The sequence below is a fragment of the Congregibacter sp. genome (assembly GCF_047617445.1).
GTDB lineage: Bacteria > Pseudomonadota > Gammaproteobacteria > Pseudomonadales > Halieaceae > Congregibacter.
Window position 1 is genome coordinate 1 of record NZ_JBLGBE010000076.1, and the last position, 15778, is coordinate 15778.

Consider the following 15778-nt stretch of genomic DNA (forward strand, 5'->3'; position numbering starts at 1 on the left):
CTCGACGTCGATGCGCCTGACTCTGCTCTCATGGCATCCCTTAACACGCCAAGCTGCGCATCGAGGGAGAGTTCACTCATAGGCGTCATCTGCACATCGACTCGAAGTGACTGTAAAAAACCAAAAATGGGACCCAGACTCTCGCGCTCTATCACCAGCGCGTTGCCGGGAAGGCTTCGCTTAAACACTGTGGAATCGTTAATCCACACTAAGGGGGAATCGAAAAAGCCTTCGCCCCCACGGTGTAGAAGCACCTGCTCAAGATCTTGTGATGACCCCGTCTCACGATCAAGAATCACGCCAAGCTGGACCTGGGGACCCGATTCCGTGGTCTGCAGCAGAAGCAACGGTTGTGGCCAAAAATGCGTCAAGCCTCGCACGGCAAGTAAAGACAGCAGACCGATCAGGACAAGCAAGGCAAAAACCACTGCCCCGGCACTTAACCACACGATCGGCTCCGCACGCCGCACTCCAGACTGCAGACTTGAGACGCCGGTCAGACGCTTAGCGATTGGCATAGGCATACCGTAATCGCTGGCGAAACAACTCCGCGACTGTGTTCAGGATAAAGGTGAGTCCAAAGAGCACCAGAGCCACCAAAAACAATAGACGGAACTGCACACTCTCACTGCCCGCTTCGGGCAACTCAACAACAATACTGGCACTAAGACTGCGAAGACCTGAAAACGCACCAGGCTCCATAAGCGGCGTATTTCCCGTCGCGAGTAATACAATCATTGTCTCTCCGAGCCCCCGGGCCAAGCCAATCAACAAAGCCGATAAGATGGCCGGCGATGCGGCAGGTAGCACGACTCGCGCAAGGGATTGCCAGCGCGTTGCTCCCAGAGCAAGACTTCCGTCCGAGAGACTACGCGGTACAGCGAAGATTGAGTCTTCGACGATGGAAAACATCACCGGCGTAATCGCGATGCCCATGGCCATTCCTACCAACAAAGCATTTCTTTGTTCATAGGCAATACCCCATTCACTCCAAAGCCAGTCCCTCAGCGAATCATCAAACAGCCAAGTCTCCAGGCCATCCGCATTCATCATCAGGAGGACCAGGGCTGCCAAATACACTATGGAGATGAGCGCAATTCGAGGTGGTCGACGTTGAAATCGCGGAGACAAGAGTTGCAGTAGCCAGTGGAAGGTCGCCAGTAAAAGCGGTAATCCCAGTAACAAAATAGGAAGCAGCAATATTGGAAGCAGGTAGTCCAATAAAAGCGGCGCGAGCCATAGCCCAGCGACAAATCCCAGCACTACGGTAGGAAAAGCTTCGAGCATTTCGATTGCGGGTTTGACGCGATTGCGAATACGTGCCGGTAAAAAATATCCGGTGTATATCGCTGCGCCCAAAGCCAGAGGGATCGCCAGTAACATGCCATACAGCGCAGCCTTAAACGTGCCGTACAGCAAGGGTGACAAACTGAATTTGGATAAGGCGCCGATCGCTGCACCATCCGGGTGCCAGTAATGCCCCGGGGCGTCATAAGCGCCAAACCACTGAGGCAACCAAAGGCTTCTCCACCCGGTTTCCGGGTATGGATTCCGAATCCCCACACGCAAGAGCTTGTCACCCGTTAGTCGATAAACAAATCCGCCATCAGTGCCTATACCCAAACGACCCGGACCCCGAAGCTCAGCCACCGTCTGTCGAAGCAACTCTTCCCCGCTACTGGGAACCTGGATCAGGAGTTCACCATTGCTGCCAACCAAATACGTCACCCGTCGACTCGACTCACTACCCAACCACCGCACGTCTATAGCCATTTTTCGGGGATCACCCAGCCGCGGCATCGCAGCTCTGGCGACATCAAAGCGATGCAACTGATCACCCCGGTCAATTAGCAACAGTGTCTCGTGATTGGGTCCCCAAGCGATAAGCTTAGTCGCCGCACGCAGACCCGGCAGCAGCCCCTGAACAAGACGCTGGGAGCCCGCCCGATCAGGCTGCCATCGAAGATAGGACCTATCCTTCACTAGCAGTACTTGCCCGGACGCTGCATCCACTAGACTCTCACCACCCAAGAGCGATCCCGCCGGCGTCGACCAGCGAACCAAGGAGACTCCCGATTCGGCCGCATAGCTAAGCACCCCCGCGTGAAGAAGGCCGTCATTGTCAGAATACGAAAACATCAGGCGTTGATCGCGGCTATCAATACTCAGGCTGCCTGCTATAGCGTTGGATACAGGCACACGTGTGCGCAGTATTGCCTCTCCAACGTCGCTCTCTGATCCAATGCCAGGCAGCAAAAGATCGAATACCTGCAACATATCATTGCGCAAGTACACCGCATGCTCACCACTGCTCAGTAACTTTCCTGTCTGCGTCGCCGCTGTATCGGGTATCTTCAAAAGCACATCACCAGCCATTACAGCCAAGTCGCTCTGAAATGACAGCACCCGGGTTGATGGTGATTCCAGCTTCGCTGGCGCTGCCAACGGCAACGCTACGTACAGCAAATAACCCAAAATCAGCAGGATAAGCACGATCACTGCACCGCCTGCAGCGCCAATAGTCAGGCTCGCCAGCCGATCCCGCGCCCGCCGGCTCGACGAAATCTGCTGACGCGACTCAAGCATCGTCCAAACCCAGCTTTGAGCGCAGCCGCGCGAGCTCCGACTTACCGAGTTCTCCGTAGCCCAGCCGAGACACCTCTCGCTGACCCTCAGCACTAAACGCGACCTCCAGAAACGCAGCAGTTAGCGCATCAATAGGTGCTTTGGGGGGGCGATTGATATACACAAACAAGCGGCGAGAAAGAACCGCTTCTTGCACGCCGTCATTTTGCACGACACGCAACTGCTTCACGCTGGCATTCAGGTAACCCGCACTCGCATACCCGATACCGTTTACGTCCATGGCCACTGCCCTGACAACCGCTGAAGACCCCACAAGCCGGTTGAGATACACCGCAAAATCGCCGGAGCACAGTACCTGGCGTCGAAAGACGCTATAAGTCCCCGATGCCGCGCTACGGCCATACACACTTATCACTCTCCGGCCCCAAGGCGCGGACAAGCCCAACACACCCCAGTCGCGAATCGTAGCGGGAAACCCACAACGGCGCGTACTCGAAAAAACGGCATCAAGCTGCGCTGTGGTTATGCTATCCAGTGGATTATTCCTATGTACAAAAACCGCCAGCGCATCCTCTGCTACCGGGATAGCCGTGGGCTGATAGCCATACTTGCGACTAAAGGCATTGATCTCATCCGGAGACATGGGACGACTCATAGGTCCGATGTCAGCGGTTCCCTGAGTCAGGGCCGTTGGCGCTGCACCGGAACCGATGGCTCGAACTTGCATGGCAACTCGGGAATGTCGCGCAGTTAGCATTTCGGCCCAAATCGACGTAAGGGCGCCGAGTGTGTCAGATCCTGTACTGACAAGTTTGCCCACCAGGGGCTCTGCTGCCTGCGTCGCGGGGAACCCAATCAATACAGCGGTAACGAGACAAACGTTTAAGAAGGAGTGGCGCCTCACGTCAGAGGAAAGTGCAAAGAAAATCGGCTCCCCCGCCCCGGCTCGCTATCAATAGTTAGCTCAGCCCGATGCGATACTGCCACGTGCTTGACGATAGCCAGACCTAAACCGGTACCGCCGGTACGCGCATTCCGGCTCTCGTCAACCCGGTAAAAGCGCTCGGTAATACGGCTGATGTGTTGCTGTTCAATGCCCACACCAGAGTCCGCTACATGTAACACCAGTGAATCATCTTCCCGTACCCAACTTATCCGTACCGGCTCTTCTTCTCCGCTGTACTTCAGCGCGTTAATCACTAGATTGGACACAGCACTGCGCAACTCTCGATAATTTCCCGATACCGTTTCACGCGTTTCTAATTCGAGGACCACCAAACGCTCTGGATGACTGGAGCCTAGCTCCTCCTTCAACTCTTGAAGCATCGCCACCATGTTAACTGCATTGGTTTCACGATCCTCACTCACGGTCTCGATGCGGCTAAGCCAAAGCAAATCCGTGAGCAGGTTTTCCATGCGCTGCACCTGCAGATCCATTTGTCCTGCAGCTTTCTTAAACCGCACATCTTCAAACAATTCGCTTGAAGAAAGCGTATCGAGGTAGCCCTTAAACACGGTCAGCGGCGTGCGTAATTCGTGAGAGACGTTGCCGACAAAGTCGCGACGCATCCGCTCCATCTGAACCACCCGGGTAACATCCCGAAAAAAGAGTAGAAAATCACCGCCAGCGAAGGTCGTGATCTCTACTTGGAGAATTTGACGGCTATTGCTCGCGCTAGGCAGTTGCAGGGGTTGTTGAAAATCGCCCTTCAGAAAATACTCATGAAAAACCGGCCAGCGAAGGAGATTCAACACCGGCTGGCCACGATCCCGCGGGTAATCCAAACCTAGCAGGCCCTGAGCCGCATCATTGGACCACTCAATTGCACCGCTTTGCGTGAGAATCAAAACCCCGTCGTGCATAGAGGCAAAAGAACTTCTCAGATAGTCTACTGTTGACTGCAGACGCCCTCTGGCCTCGCGATTTTCGCGTTGCAAACCATAGATTGTGTCGTAAACAAGACCCCAGATTCCGGCACTTTCAGGAGGAGCCTGATTGGGGTCCTCCAACCAGCGACGCATAAGCCAGAGCTGCCAAAGCCAGATACCCGTGAGAACAAACAGTCCCAAGCACAGCATCTCAAGCGTAAAGCCCGTAGCCCAGCCGAGCACACCCGAGGCAGCAAGTACCAGTAGCAGCTTACGAAGTTCAGCGCGCCAACTGCCAGCGAGACTCAATCCGCGGGTACTCCCCGAGAAGAAAAGCGATAGCCCGTACCGCGAACGGTCTGAACAACGCCGCTGTAGTCCTTTCCGTCTATCTGCAGAGCCTTGCGCAGCCGTCGAATATGAACATCTATCGTTCGCTCTTCGACGTACACGTTCGCTCCCCAAACCTGATCCAGCATTTGGTTGCGACTATAGGCGCGCTCAGGATGCGACATAAAAAACTGCAACAAGTTGAACTCCGTTGGACCCATGTCCAAGGGTTGCTCCCCCAAAAACACCCGACGACTTTTGCCGTCCAGTACAAGCTCCGAGACTTGCATGCGATCCGTGCTCTCGCCCACGCCAGAGCGGCGCAGCAAAGCCTTGATACGTGCGATGAGTTCCCGGGGTGCAAAGGGTTTGGTCATATAGTCGTCCGCACCCACTTCTAAACCTTGAATCAAGTTGTCTTCAGCGGTCTTCGCCGTCAACATGATCACAGGGATCTCTTTAGTGGTTTCGTCTCGCTTCAGTCGCCGTAGCAACTCGATGCCACTACCACCTGGCAACATCCAATCAAGAAGAACAATATCCGGACGCTGATCCACGACTATGGCATGAGCATCCTGAATGTTGTCGGCTTCGAGACATCGATAATCAACAATCTCCAACGCCATTCGCAACATGTCGCGAATCGCGAATTCATCATCAACAACCAGTACCGTACGTTCGCTCATCCCTACTCTCCCACAGGATCGCTAAAGCCATGAATCTTGCAACCCTCGTATGACACTAAGATGACAATCCCAGGGCAATCTGACACAGACCTGTGGTAATCAGAACCACCCAAACCAACCCCTCCCTTCTTCCAATGCGGCTTGACAGCCCGCGAGCTGACGCTCATACACGGCAGAACGATCAGAGACCTTTCGCGCCACGCTCAGCAGCCAGTCTTTGGACCGATAACTGCCGCGCTCGTAACCGCCATGCCCCTCGTGATACGCCAAGTAAAGACGATAGGCATCGTTCTTGGAGATATCATTGCGGCGATATGACTGATGGTTGTACCAACCGACAAAATCGATCGCGTCGCCAAAGTCATCACGATCGGCGCCATAACGCCCCGCCGAGCGCTGATACCCACCCCAGGTCGACTCCAGAGCCTGACTGTATCCATAGGAATCGGAAGGTCGCGGCCCAGGAATGAAACCCAAAATCTTCTTCCGCGGTGGTTTCGCATTCGCGATAAACCGCGACTCCTGGTGCACGATTGCCATCATTACCGGGATTGAGCTGCCCCAGGCTTTTTCTGAGTCGCGCGCGTCTTTGTACCACCCGCGCTTGTCATCAAATATCCCGCAGATATTGCTAACATCCTTGGGAGGCGAAGTAGCACAGCCCACAAGAATAAACGCGGCAAGAAGCATCACAGGCAAAGCCGGAGGCGTCGAAGTCATTCCCTAGCCTGCGTAAGTCGAGCAAGAAACTCAGGCTCATCAACGATTTCCACACCCAAGGACTCTGCCTTGGACAGTTTGCTACCGGCACCAGGGCCTGCGAGTAAAACACAGGTCTTACTGGAAACTGACTTCGAGGTACGCGCACCCAAAGCGCGAAGCGCCTCTTCCGCCTCATCACGGGACTGACTCTCAAGCTTCCCGCTCACGACCCATGTTTGCCCCGCCAGGGGACCCTGAACCTCTCGTTTTGCAATCTCGATAGCCGGCCACACCACAGCGGCGCCTAACAGAGCCTCAAGCACCTGCTGATTCGCTGCCGTCGTAAAAAACGCGCACAGATGTTGTGCCACCACAGGACCTACATCCGGCACTTCGAGCAAGCTATCGAGATCTGCCTCTTCAATCGCCTTTATCGTGCCAAAGTACTTAGCGAGTGATATGGCCGTAGCCTCCCCAACTTCGCGAATACCCAGGGCGAAGATAAATCGAGATAGTGTCGTTTCTCGACTGGATGCGATCGCCGCCAGCAACTTTGTAGCCGATTTTTCTCCCATGCGATCTAGGGAGAGCAGCGCTGTTTGATCAAGCTTGAACAGGTCTGCAACATCGCGCACCAGCCCGTTATCTACCATCTGCTCGACCAGTTTCTCCCCCAGGCCATCGATGTCCATCGCCCGGCGGCTGGCAAAGTGGCGCACTGCGGCTTTAAGTTGCGCAGGGCATATCAGTCCTCCGGAGCATCTCAGGGTCGCCTCTCCCGCCACTCGATTCACTGCAGACGCACACACTGGACATGCAGTAGGCGTATCAATCAGCGCCGCACCCGCTATACGCCGTTCTTCGATAACAGACACGACCTGAGGAATGACATCTCCCGCACGTCGAACAACCACTGTATCTCCGTGATGGAGCTCCAGGCGCCCTATTTCATCCATGTTATGCAAAGTCGCATTACTCACGGTGACACCCCCAACAAACACAGGCTCCAGCCTGGCCACGGGTGTAATCGCGCCTGTGCGCCCCACCTGAAACTCGACCCCAGTGACCTTGGTCACGGCCTCCTGGGCCGGAAATTTTCGGGCAATAGACCACCGTGGTGCACGCGCAACGAATCCTAATTTGGTCTGCGCCTCAAAGTCATTGACCTTGTACACAATGCCATCAATATCAAAACTCAAACCGTCGCGCTGCTCGCCCAAGCGATGATAGTAATCAACGCACTCTTCGAGGGTGGACAGACGCTCCGCGTAACGACTAACAGGTACACCCCAACTGGCAAAGAGCTGCAACACATCCCAGTGTGACTTCGGCCAGTCCACCTCGGGGTGTTGACCTGATGCGTAGGCGCAAAACTCAAGTGGCCTGCGCGCGGTGATCTGTGAATCAAGTTGGCGTAAGGACCCCGCAGCTGCATTTCTTGGGTTTACAAAGGGCTTCTCACCACTGCGTCGCGCATGATCATTAAAAGCCTCAAAACCCGCGCGAGGCATAAATATCTCACCACGGATTTCTACTATTTGGGGCCAGGTGTTGCCTTGAAGCCTCAGAGGTACGGAGCCTATGGTTCGAACGTTGAGGGTTATATCTTCTCCGTGAGTTCCATCTCCACGGGTGGCTGCCCGACTGAGCACCCCTTCTCGGTAAATCAAACTGACTGCGATACCGTCAAGCTTGGGCTCTGCAACCAACTCCGGCAGCGAGGCCACATCCAAACGACCAACCACACGCTGAAGAAATGCATCGAGTTCATCATCACTGAAGGCATTGTCTAGAGATAGCATGGGCATAGGGTGTGCCACACTTTGAAAGGCATTGAGTGGCGGTGCACCCACACGCTGAGTCGGGGATGAAGGGTCCTGAAATCGGGGGTGCTCAGCTTCTAGCTTTTGAAGCTCACGCAGCGCTTTGTCGTAATCCTGATCGGGGACTGTTGGCTGATCGAGAACGTAGTACTGGTGATTCCAGTGCTCGACTTGCTCTCGCAGAGCCTCAAGCTGAGCTTGAATGTCGTCGTGCTCGGGCATGCCTATTCCTAGCCCCGCTGGGCAAGTAGTCGGCGTTCAAGTTCACGAATCTGCTGCCGGGAGTGCTCCACGGTCTGTTGGGTCAACACACTACGGGACTCATCCAGAAGATCTCCGCCAAGATTTCGGGCGACGACGCGGGCGGTTTCCAACATGTAGTCAAAAGCCTGGATCATGTCTTGGGGTCCAGGAAGAGTGATAAAAAACACTAAGCCTTTGGTAGATATACCATCCATACGATCGATGTCAAAGACACCGGGCTGGAGCATATTGGCGACGCTAAACTGGATCGGTCCTCTACCCGCCTGCTGCTCGTGACGATGAAAAAAGCTCATATCACCAAAGCGCAAATCGCAGGCCAACAGTATTTCTAGAATATCCTTGCCAGCAAAGCCTTCGGAGTTGCGAGACATCACGTGCAGAATGATTACTTCCGTCTGAACCGCGTGTTGCGACTCCACTGTAGCCTCCCCCGGCTCTGACTGTTGCTCGGGAATGTCATCAAGCCAATCTAAATTGGTGGGCTCAAGATCGTTGGCGTGCATACCCTCAAGTGAGACGTCGATCTCAGTCGGACTTGACTGAGGTTCCGTAGCGACGGGTTCTTCCGTGGTCGCTCCCGGAGTTCCAGCATGGCCCGCAAGATCAGAGATAGACGTGTCTTTTGCCGCATTTTCTGATGCTTCCCCCGCCAAAATCCTGGGGTTGTCGCTGGATGGTCCAAGACCATCGAGTCCCAGTAAATCTTCACGACTGACAAGACGTGCTCCACCGTTGGGGAGCTCACGAAAAACCATGGGTTCCCCACTCGGCCCGTCGCCGGGGACTTCCGGTGCTAGTTTCACGCGCAGGCGCTCGCGCTTCTGACTGCGCATTCTGCGCCAGGCATCAACCATCACCGCAAGAATCAGAAGACTCCCGACGAGCACCATTCCATCGCGCAAAGTCAATTCAGGCACGGGCTTTTTTACTCCTCCCCAAACAACAGCGAATAAGACACTCTATGGCAGTCGCGCATTATCAGCTTGCCGCCAATTCCGCAGCTTCTTCTACATCAACAGTCACCAGGCGTGATACACCCGGCTCGTGCATGGTCACACCCATGAGTTGATCGGCCATTTCCATGGTGATCTTGTTGTGGGTAATGAACACAAACTGCACCTTCTCTGACATTTCTTTAACCATCCGCGCGTAACGAGCTACGTTGGCGTCGTCCAGCGGCGCATCGACCTCGTCGAGCATACAAAACGGCGCGGGATTGAGCTGAAAGATCGAGAACACCAATGCGATCGCGGTGAGCGCTTTCTCTCCACCGGACAGCAAATGAATTGTGCTGTTCTTCTTTCCAGGAGGCTGGGCCAGAATGGATACACCGGTATCGAGCAAATCATCTCCTGTCATTTCGAGGCTTGCCGCACCACCGCCGAATACCCGAGGGAATAGCTCTTGTAAACCTGCATTGACCTGATCAAACGTATCTTTGAAGCGGTTACGGGTTTCTTTATCAATTTTTCGAATCGCCGCTTCGAGGGTATCCAATGCGGATTCAAGATCTTCGTTCTGAGCGTCGAGATAGCGCTTGCGCTCTGACTGCTGCTGAAACTCCTCGACGGCCGCGAGGTTGATCGGACCGAGTCGCGCAATTCGATTAGCGTAACGCTCAAGCTCCGTCTGCCAGGCAGACATATCCAGCGCTTCAGGCAGAGCTTCCAAAAGACTATCGAGATTGCCACCCAAGTCCTCTAGCTGACCTTGCAGGGTGTTTTGCTGGTGCTCCAGGCCCTGCACGGTAAAACGCCGAGACTCAAGCTTCTCGCGCAAGCTAGCAGCGCGCTGTTCGATTTGTAGCCGCTCTTGTTCTGCTTGGCGCAAGGTGTGCTCAATATCAGCCAGAGCCTGTCGGGCGGCCGTCAGTCGAGCCTCCGACTCAAGCCGCAATGCGAGCTGCGACTCTAGATCCATCCTCAAGCCTTCGAGAGGCTCATCGTTCTCCAAGCGAGAGCTTCGCAAGAACTCTAGACGCTCCCCCAGTCGCTCGACCTGCTCGCGACTTCTCACTAAAGCGCTTCGAATAGTTTCGCTCTGGGTAACCAGCGACTGATGTCGAAGTGCCGCTTGATGTGACGCATCGCGACTTTGGTGTGCTTCACTTCTGGCGGTGTCCAAGGCACTGCGAAGACCGTCGCGAAGAGACAGTCGCGTTTCTCGATCAGCGGTATCTCCATCCATAGACTCGATCGCGGCTGCAAGCTTAGTCCTCGCTTCACCGATAGCGCCCTGCTCTTGCTCAAACTGACCACGCAGCTCACTCACTTCATGATCCAGACGTTCGCGTCGCGCAAGCACCTGTTCTTGTTTAGCTTCTTCAGCCCGAACGCGGGACAAGACATCCGATCGCTTGCGTGCCCCCGTATCCGCTTCACTGCGCGATGCCTTGAGTTGCTGCTCCGCTGTCGCAAGGCGCTCATCACTATCTGTCAAAGCATCCTTTGCTTCTGACTCAGCATCTGCAAGCTGCGCTATCTCCTCGCCTAAGGACTCTAATTCCTGTTGCCGACCGATCAGGCCAGACTCCGTTTCACCGCCGTTGAGTGCTCTTACCCAATTGCGACCAAACCACAGACCCTCAGGCGTAATCAGCGATTCTCCAGGTGCAAGACTCGAACGCTTCGCCTGGGCATCCGCACTGTTATCAGCACAGCGCACTGCGGCCAACAAAGCTCGTGCACGGCTGTTACCCTGCAATTTTCCCGCAAGCGAGTCGTCTACGTAGGACGTATCGCCAGATGCCTCAAACAAGGTTAGATCACCGCTGGCAAGCTCACCCAGGGCCGCATCAAGCGTATCCACGCTCTCCACACAAACACCCTGCAAAGCACCGCCCAACACAACCTCTACCGCGCGCTGCCAACGATCCTCAACCTGAAGCTCATCCAATAAACGGGGGTTTTCGGACAGGCCACGTTGACGCAGCCAATCTCCAACCTTGCCGCCCTCAGCACGTTCTTTTGCGGCCTGCTGCAAAGCATCCAGCGAAGCTTCCCGGCCACGCTGAATCTGCAATTTTGACCGCATTTCGTTGAGCTGTTCCTGACGCTCTCGTCGCTCCGATCGCAGGCGGGTAACGTCGTTCTCCAAGCTTTGAAGCTTCTCTGACAGAGCCTCGCTGGCGACGTTGGCGTCTTCCAACTCCTCGCGAAGCGCTGCCAGAGCCTCTACGGCTTCATCATCGTTCTGGGACGCACGCTCTTGCCCCAACTGCTCCAAACGCTTCTGCAAACGCGCAAGGGAGTGCTCCAAATGCTGAATACGCGACTGCTGCACTTCGGTTTGCTGCCGGGGGACGGCGGCCTTTTGGTTGAATTCGTCCCAGTCTGTTTGCCAGGACTGCATTTTGGTTTCGGCATCCGCCAAAGCGGCGCTGGCACTTGACGCTGCGGCCCGCTGCGATTCTAAGGCAGGCCCTAATGACGCAAGCTCTTCTTCCCAGCCGGCCAAACGATCGCCGTCTTCTTCCAAATGCTGATTAGCCTGCTCGAGACCGACCTCAGTGCTGCGCAAATCATCATTGATCTGCTCGGCCTTCTCTCCCTGATACCGGATCTCTTGCTCTACGCGGCTCACTTCAGCCCCGATAGCGTAAAAGCGCCCCTGTACTTCGACTAGCGCGTCGTTTCGCTCACCATGGGTCACCCTATGTTCCTCAAGGGATGTATCCACACGCTGTTGATCGGCATACACAGCCTCGAGACGGACCTCGTGCTCGCCCACCTCATGAGCCGCCGCCGCGTATTGCGCTTGCAGCTCCCGCAACTGTCCAGCCATCAACTGCTGACGAAGCGCCCGTTCTTCGGACTTTAGATTCTTGTACTTTTCCGCGGCCTGGGATTGACGCTCGAGGTGTTGTAGTTGACGCTGTAATTCGTCGCGAAGGTCAGTCAGCCTCTCGAGGTTCTCAACGGTGCGGCGCATACGGGATTCTGTTTCCCGCCGGCGCTCTTTGTACTTGGATATACCAGCCGCTTCTTCAATAAAAATCCGCAGCTCTTCAGGCTTGGACTCGATCAGTCGGGAAATCATGCCCTGTTCGATAATAGCGTAGCTTCGCGGGCCTAAACCCGTGCCCAAAAATATATCGGTGATATCGCGTCGGCGGCACTTCGTGCCGTTTAGAAAATAGTCGGACTGCCCATCGCGGGTGACCTGGCGACGTATGCCGATCTCAGCATAACTGGCGTACTCACCGCCAACGCGGCCATCGCTGTTGTCAAAGATGAGTTCAATGGACGCCTGACCCACAGGCTGGCGATTACCGGATCCATTGAATATGACATCAGCCATGGATTCGCCGCGCAGGTTCTTGGCTGAGCTCTCGCCCATGACCCAGCGCACCGCGTCGATAATATTGGACTTCCCGCAACCATTAGGGCCGACAACGGCGCTCATATTGGTGGGAAAGTGCACAGCCGTGGGATCCACGAAGGACTTGAAGCCTGCCAGCTTAATAGACTTTAGACGCATCTAACTTTAGCTATCCTTCATAACATCTTGTTTTCTATCAAAAATAGTTAATCATTTATTGTGTGGCGCCCTTGTGATAACCACAAGATATAGTGTATCTACTTTGTGCGGATAACACTATGCCCGCCCAATAATCGACTCAACTGCGCTGGTCCTGCCCTTGAAGCTGGATCTGAATTGCGACTTCGCTACCGCCGGCAGCAATAGGACCGCCCACCCCTGTCAAGGAGGCGTTCGCAGCACCAGGCTGGCCATTGGCTGATACCTGTGCAGATACCAGAACATCACCGGCCTCGCTGAGGAGCTGACCTGCCATCGAATCTCCATCGCTCAACCTCAAGGTCAGCGGCAGTTGCGCTGCCCGCAGGCGGCGAACAGCAATGGGCATACCACCCTGCGCTCCAGCCTGTCGCGCAAACACGAACACCACAGCCTGAGGATCAGTCTGATGATCATCAGGTAATGCCAGCGTCACTGAAATACCAGGGGCGCTTTGGTCTACGTCAGGAGTCACCGCAAGCTCAAGGCCCAGGCCACTGCGCTCCTGCGCAACGCTAATCACTTGATTAAGCATCTCGTACCCGGTGGACCCCGGAGCTTCCTGTGCCTGAAGTCGACCCCAGTAGTTGATCGCCGCGCCGTAGGCTCCACTCTCAAAGGACGCCATACCCAACAGTCCAAGGGCGGTGCGCTGCTCAGGGTCTACGGCCAGTGCCCGCTCAGCCAGTAGCTGTGCATCACTATCCAGTTGCCGGTTGGCGGCCAGGAATCGTGCTTGCGCAGCCATGGCCAAAGCCTGAGGATCTTCAGGTGTTTTCTCTGCCAAACGCCCAAAGCTTTCGCTTGCCAAGGCGTACTCTTCCCCGGCCATATAAAGCTGCCCCAACAACCCGAGATACTGCAAGTTGTCTTCTTTCACACGACTGCGAGCAGCGATCCGTCCCAGCAGCGCCTCCCGTGTTACCTCGCTATCTTCCGGCGTTAACTGAGCCAAGTCTTCATAAATCAGTACGTCTTCGATAGAACCGGTTTGCAGATAAACTAATCCTGAAATCAGCAGCACGATCAGCAGCAGTGCCAGCCCCGGACCACGACCTGCAGTGAGCGTAGCGGCAGGTATTGCAGAGCTTGTTTTCGAGTCCTCAAGAAGCCGTAATTGTGCATCCTCCAAAAGCTGCGCGTCCTGCCCTTCAAGCTCGGCTTCGCGCTGGGCATACCAACCCAGATTTGGGTCACTGGCATCGGCCGCCCGAGGCGGACCTTGCTTTCGCAGCAGCAATAGTCCCGCCGCCAGCAGACACAAAGCCAGCACGCCCATCAAAAAGCCGATCATGTGTTGTCCGCCTCGTTGTTGATCAATTGATCCAGACGAGCACGCTCTTGCGGCGTCAAAGCTGCGTCGCTTGCCTTGGAAACTGCCCGCCCACGTCTCAGGAGTAGCAACAAAAGCAAAAATCCTGCGCCGAGCATTAGGGCTGGAGCGAGCCAGAGCCAGAGCGCCGCACCGCGTGTACCGGGTCGGTAGCGTACGAACTCACCATAGCGAGCCACCATGCCTTCAAGAATGGCTTCATCGCTAGCGCCCTCCTCTAATTTCTCGTAGAGGAGGGCACGGAGGTCCTGCGAAATAGGCGCATTCGAATCCGCAATATTTTGGTTTTGGCATTTAGGGCATCGCAATTCCTGACTAAGAACCCGGTAACGCGCTTCGAGCTGTGGCGATGAAAACTCGTAGGTCTCAATGACGGCAAATGTACATACGGACCAAAAAACACCCAAAAACAGACCGATTAACTTCAATGATTTCTTGGCTGACCCAACTGACATCAGGAATCAGCCGGCGTTCTGAGAGCGTCATAAATCGCCTTCAAACGTCCAGTCCATATACGCTCATCGATAACCCCTACGTGGCGATAGCGAATAACGCCATTGGCATCGATAAAGTAAGTCTCGGGAGCGCCATAAACGCCCAGATCAAGTCCCAGTGCTCCGTCTGCATCGACAACACTCGCCTGGTAGGGATCACCCAGGTTATCCAACCAGCTACGCGCAGCAACGGCGTCATCTTTGTAATTGAGTCCGTAGATACGCACACCGGTATCCGCTAAGCGCTGAAGATAGGGATGTTCCACACGACAGGAAATGCACCAGGTTGCCCAAACGTTAAGGAGTGCCGGCTCTCCCACAAGATCCGCATTGCTCAGTGTCTGTTCAGTGCGCAGCGCCGGCAAGCTGAATACTGGCAAAGGTTTATCAATGAGCGCCGAGGGCAATCCCTGGGGATCCAGTGACAGCCCGCGAAACAGCAATATCGCAAGCAGTACGAACAGCCCCAGGGGAACAAATAGCTTAAGCCTTGGCGACATTAGCGCCCCCGGCCTCGACAGCGCTTCGGCTTGGCTGACGCCGGTAGCGACGATCGGTTACCGTAAGCAAACCACCCGCACCCATAAATATCGCGCCCAACCACATCCAGCGCACCATCGGCTTGTAGTGCAGGCGAATGGCCCAAGCTCCGCCGTCGCCCACAGGCTCTCCCATGGCTACATACAAATCGCGGAACAAGCCACCGTCGATTGCCGCCTCGGTCATTACAGAACCTGATGCCAGATAGCGGCGTTTCTCCGCCAGCATTGTGCTGATGAGTTTGTCGTCCTGGTACACCTCGAAGCGGGCACCATCAGCTAGATAATTTGCCCCGCGCAGCCTGACAGTTTCAATAAACTCAAAACGGTAGCCTGCCAGCGTTTCCGATTCGCCCGGCGCCATGCGGAGGTCGCGTTCGATATTGTATTGCGATGTAGCCACCACACCGACGATGGCCAGCGCAAAGCCGCAATGCGCAAGCACCATGCCCCAGTAGCTGGGCGTTTGCCGACGGAGACTGCGAATCAGGTTCGGGCTATTACTAGTGCGATCTCGAAAATCCTGCACCAGCCCCGCAACCAGCCAGCCCGCGAGCACCACCGCAAGCGCCACCCAGACATTAAAAGCCTGATCGCTTAAAAACGGAAAACTCGCGCCGCAGGCAAGCACCAC

General features: G+C 55.3%; 12 protein-coding genes and 1 pseudogene. All 13 read right to left on the reverse strand.

Annotated features, from left to right (window positions below):
* Nucleotides 1-518, reverse strand: a pseudogene (locus ACI9KD_RS14170) (phosphate ABC transporter, permease protein PstA); the annotation flags it as partial.
* The gene (locus ACI9KD_RS14175) at nt 505-2586 is read right to left on the reverse strand and encodes an ABC transporter permease subunit (protein WP_414981826.1); all 2082 of its coding nucleotides are present in this window, start codon (nt 2584-2586) and stop codon (nt 505-507) included. The gene ACI9KD_RS14175 and the pseudogene ACI9KD_RS14170, both read right to left, overlap by 14 nt.
* Nucleotides 2579-3490: a PstS family phosphate ABC transporter substrate-binding protein gene (locus tag ACI9KD_RS14180; RefSeq protein WP_414981827.1), complete on the reverse strand. Its 912-nt coding sequence runs from the start codon at nt 3488-3490 to the stop codon at nt 2579-2581. Before ACI9KD_RS14180 ends, ACI9KD_RS14175 begins: the two co-directional genes overlap by 8 nt.
* The gene (gene phoR / locus ACI9KD_RS14185) at nt 3487-4764 is read right to left on the reverse strand and encodes a phosphate regulon sensor histidine kinase PhoR (protein WP_414981828.1); all 1278 of its coding nucleotides are present in this window, start codon (nt 4762-4764) and stop codon (nt 3487-3489) included. The genes ACI9KD_RS14180 and phoR overlap by 4 nt, the downstream gene beginning before the upstream one ends.
* A complete protein-coding gene (phoB, locus tag ACI9KD_RS14190) occupies nt 4761-5471 on the reverse strand; it encodes a phosphate regulon transcriptional regulator PhoB (protein ID WP_414981829.1) in 711 nt (236 codons plus the stop codon). The genes phoR and phoB overlap by 4 nt, the downstream gene beginning before the upstream one ends.
* A 99-nt stretch (nt 5472-5570) precedes the next feature.
* Nucleotides 5571-6191: a hypothetical protein gene (locus tag ACI9KD_RS14195; protein ID WP_414981830.1), complete on the reverse strand. Its 621-nt coding sequence runs from the start codon at nt 6189-6191 to the stop codon at nt 5571-5573.
* Nucleotides 6188-8218: an NAD-dependent DNA ligase LigA gene (gene ligA, locus ACI9KD_RS14200; protein WP_414981831.1), complete on the reverse strand. Its 2031-nt coding sequence runs from the start codon at nt 8216-8218 to the stop codon at nt 6188-6190. The genes ACI9KD_RS14195 and ligA overlap by 4 nt, the downstream gene beginning before the upstream one ends.
* An 8-nt stretch (nt 8219-8226) precedes the next feature.
* Nucleotides 8227-9177, reverse strand: coding sequence for a cell division protein ZipA (gene zipA / locus ACI9KD_RS14205; protein ID WP_414981832.1), 951 nt, complete (start codon nt 9175-9177; stop codon nt 8227-8229).
* Nucleotides 9178-9238: 61 nt separating this feature from the next.
* A complete protein-coding gene (smc, locus tag ACI9KD_RS14210) occupies nt 9239-12739 on the reverse strand; it encodes a chromosome segregation protein SMC (protein WP_414981833.1) in 3501 nt (1166 codons plus the stop codon).
* Between the two features lie 139 nt (nt 12740-12878).
* On the reverse strand, nt 12879-14072 hold the full coding sequence (locus ACI9KD_RS14215) for a tetratricopeptide repeat protein (RefSeq protein WP_414981834.1): 1194 nt from the start codon (nt 14070-14072) through the stop codon (nt 12879-12881).
* Nucleotides 14069-14539 (reverse strand): cytochrome c-type biogenesis protein, encoded by a 471-nt coding sequence (locus tag ACI9KD_RS14220; protein ID WP_414981835.1) that lies wholly within the window; start codon nt 14537-14539, stop codon nt 14069-14071. The genes ACI9KD_RS14215 and ACI9KD_RS14220 overlap by 4 nt, the downstream gene beginning before the upstream one ends.
* 26 nt (nt 14540-14565) lie before the next feature.
* Nucleotides 14566-15105: a DsbE family thiol:disulfide interchange protein gene (locus ACI9KD_RS14225; protein ID WP_414981836.1), complete on the reverse strand. Its 540-nt coding sequence runs from the start codon at nt 15103-15105 to the stop codon at nt 14566-14568.
* Nucleotides 15089-15778 (reverse strand): cytochrome c-type biogenesis CcmF C-terminal domain-containing protein (locus ACI9KD_RS14230; RefSeq protein ID WP_414981837.1); only part of this gene is annotated, 690 nt, incomplete at its 5' end. The genes ACI9KD_RS14230 and ACI9KD_RS14225, both read right to left, overlap by 17 nt.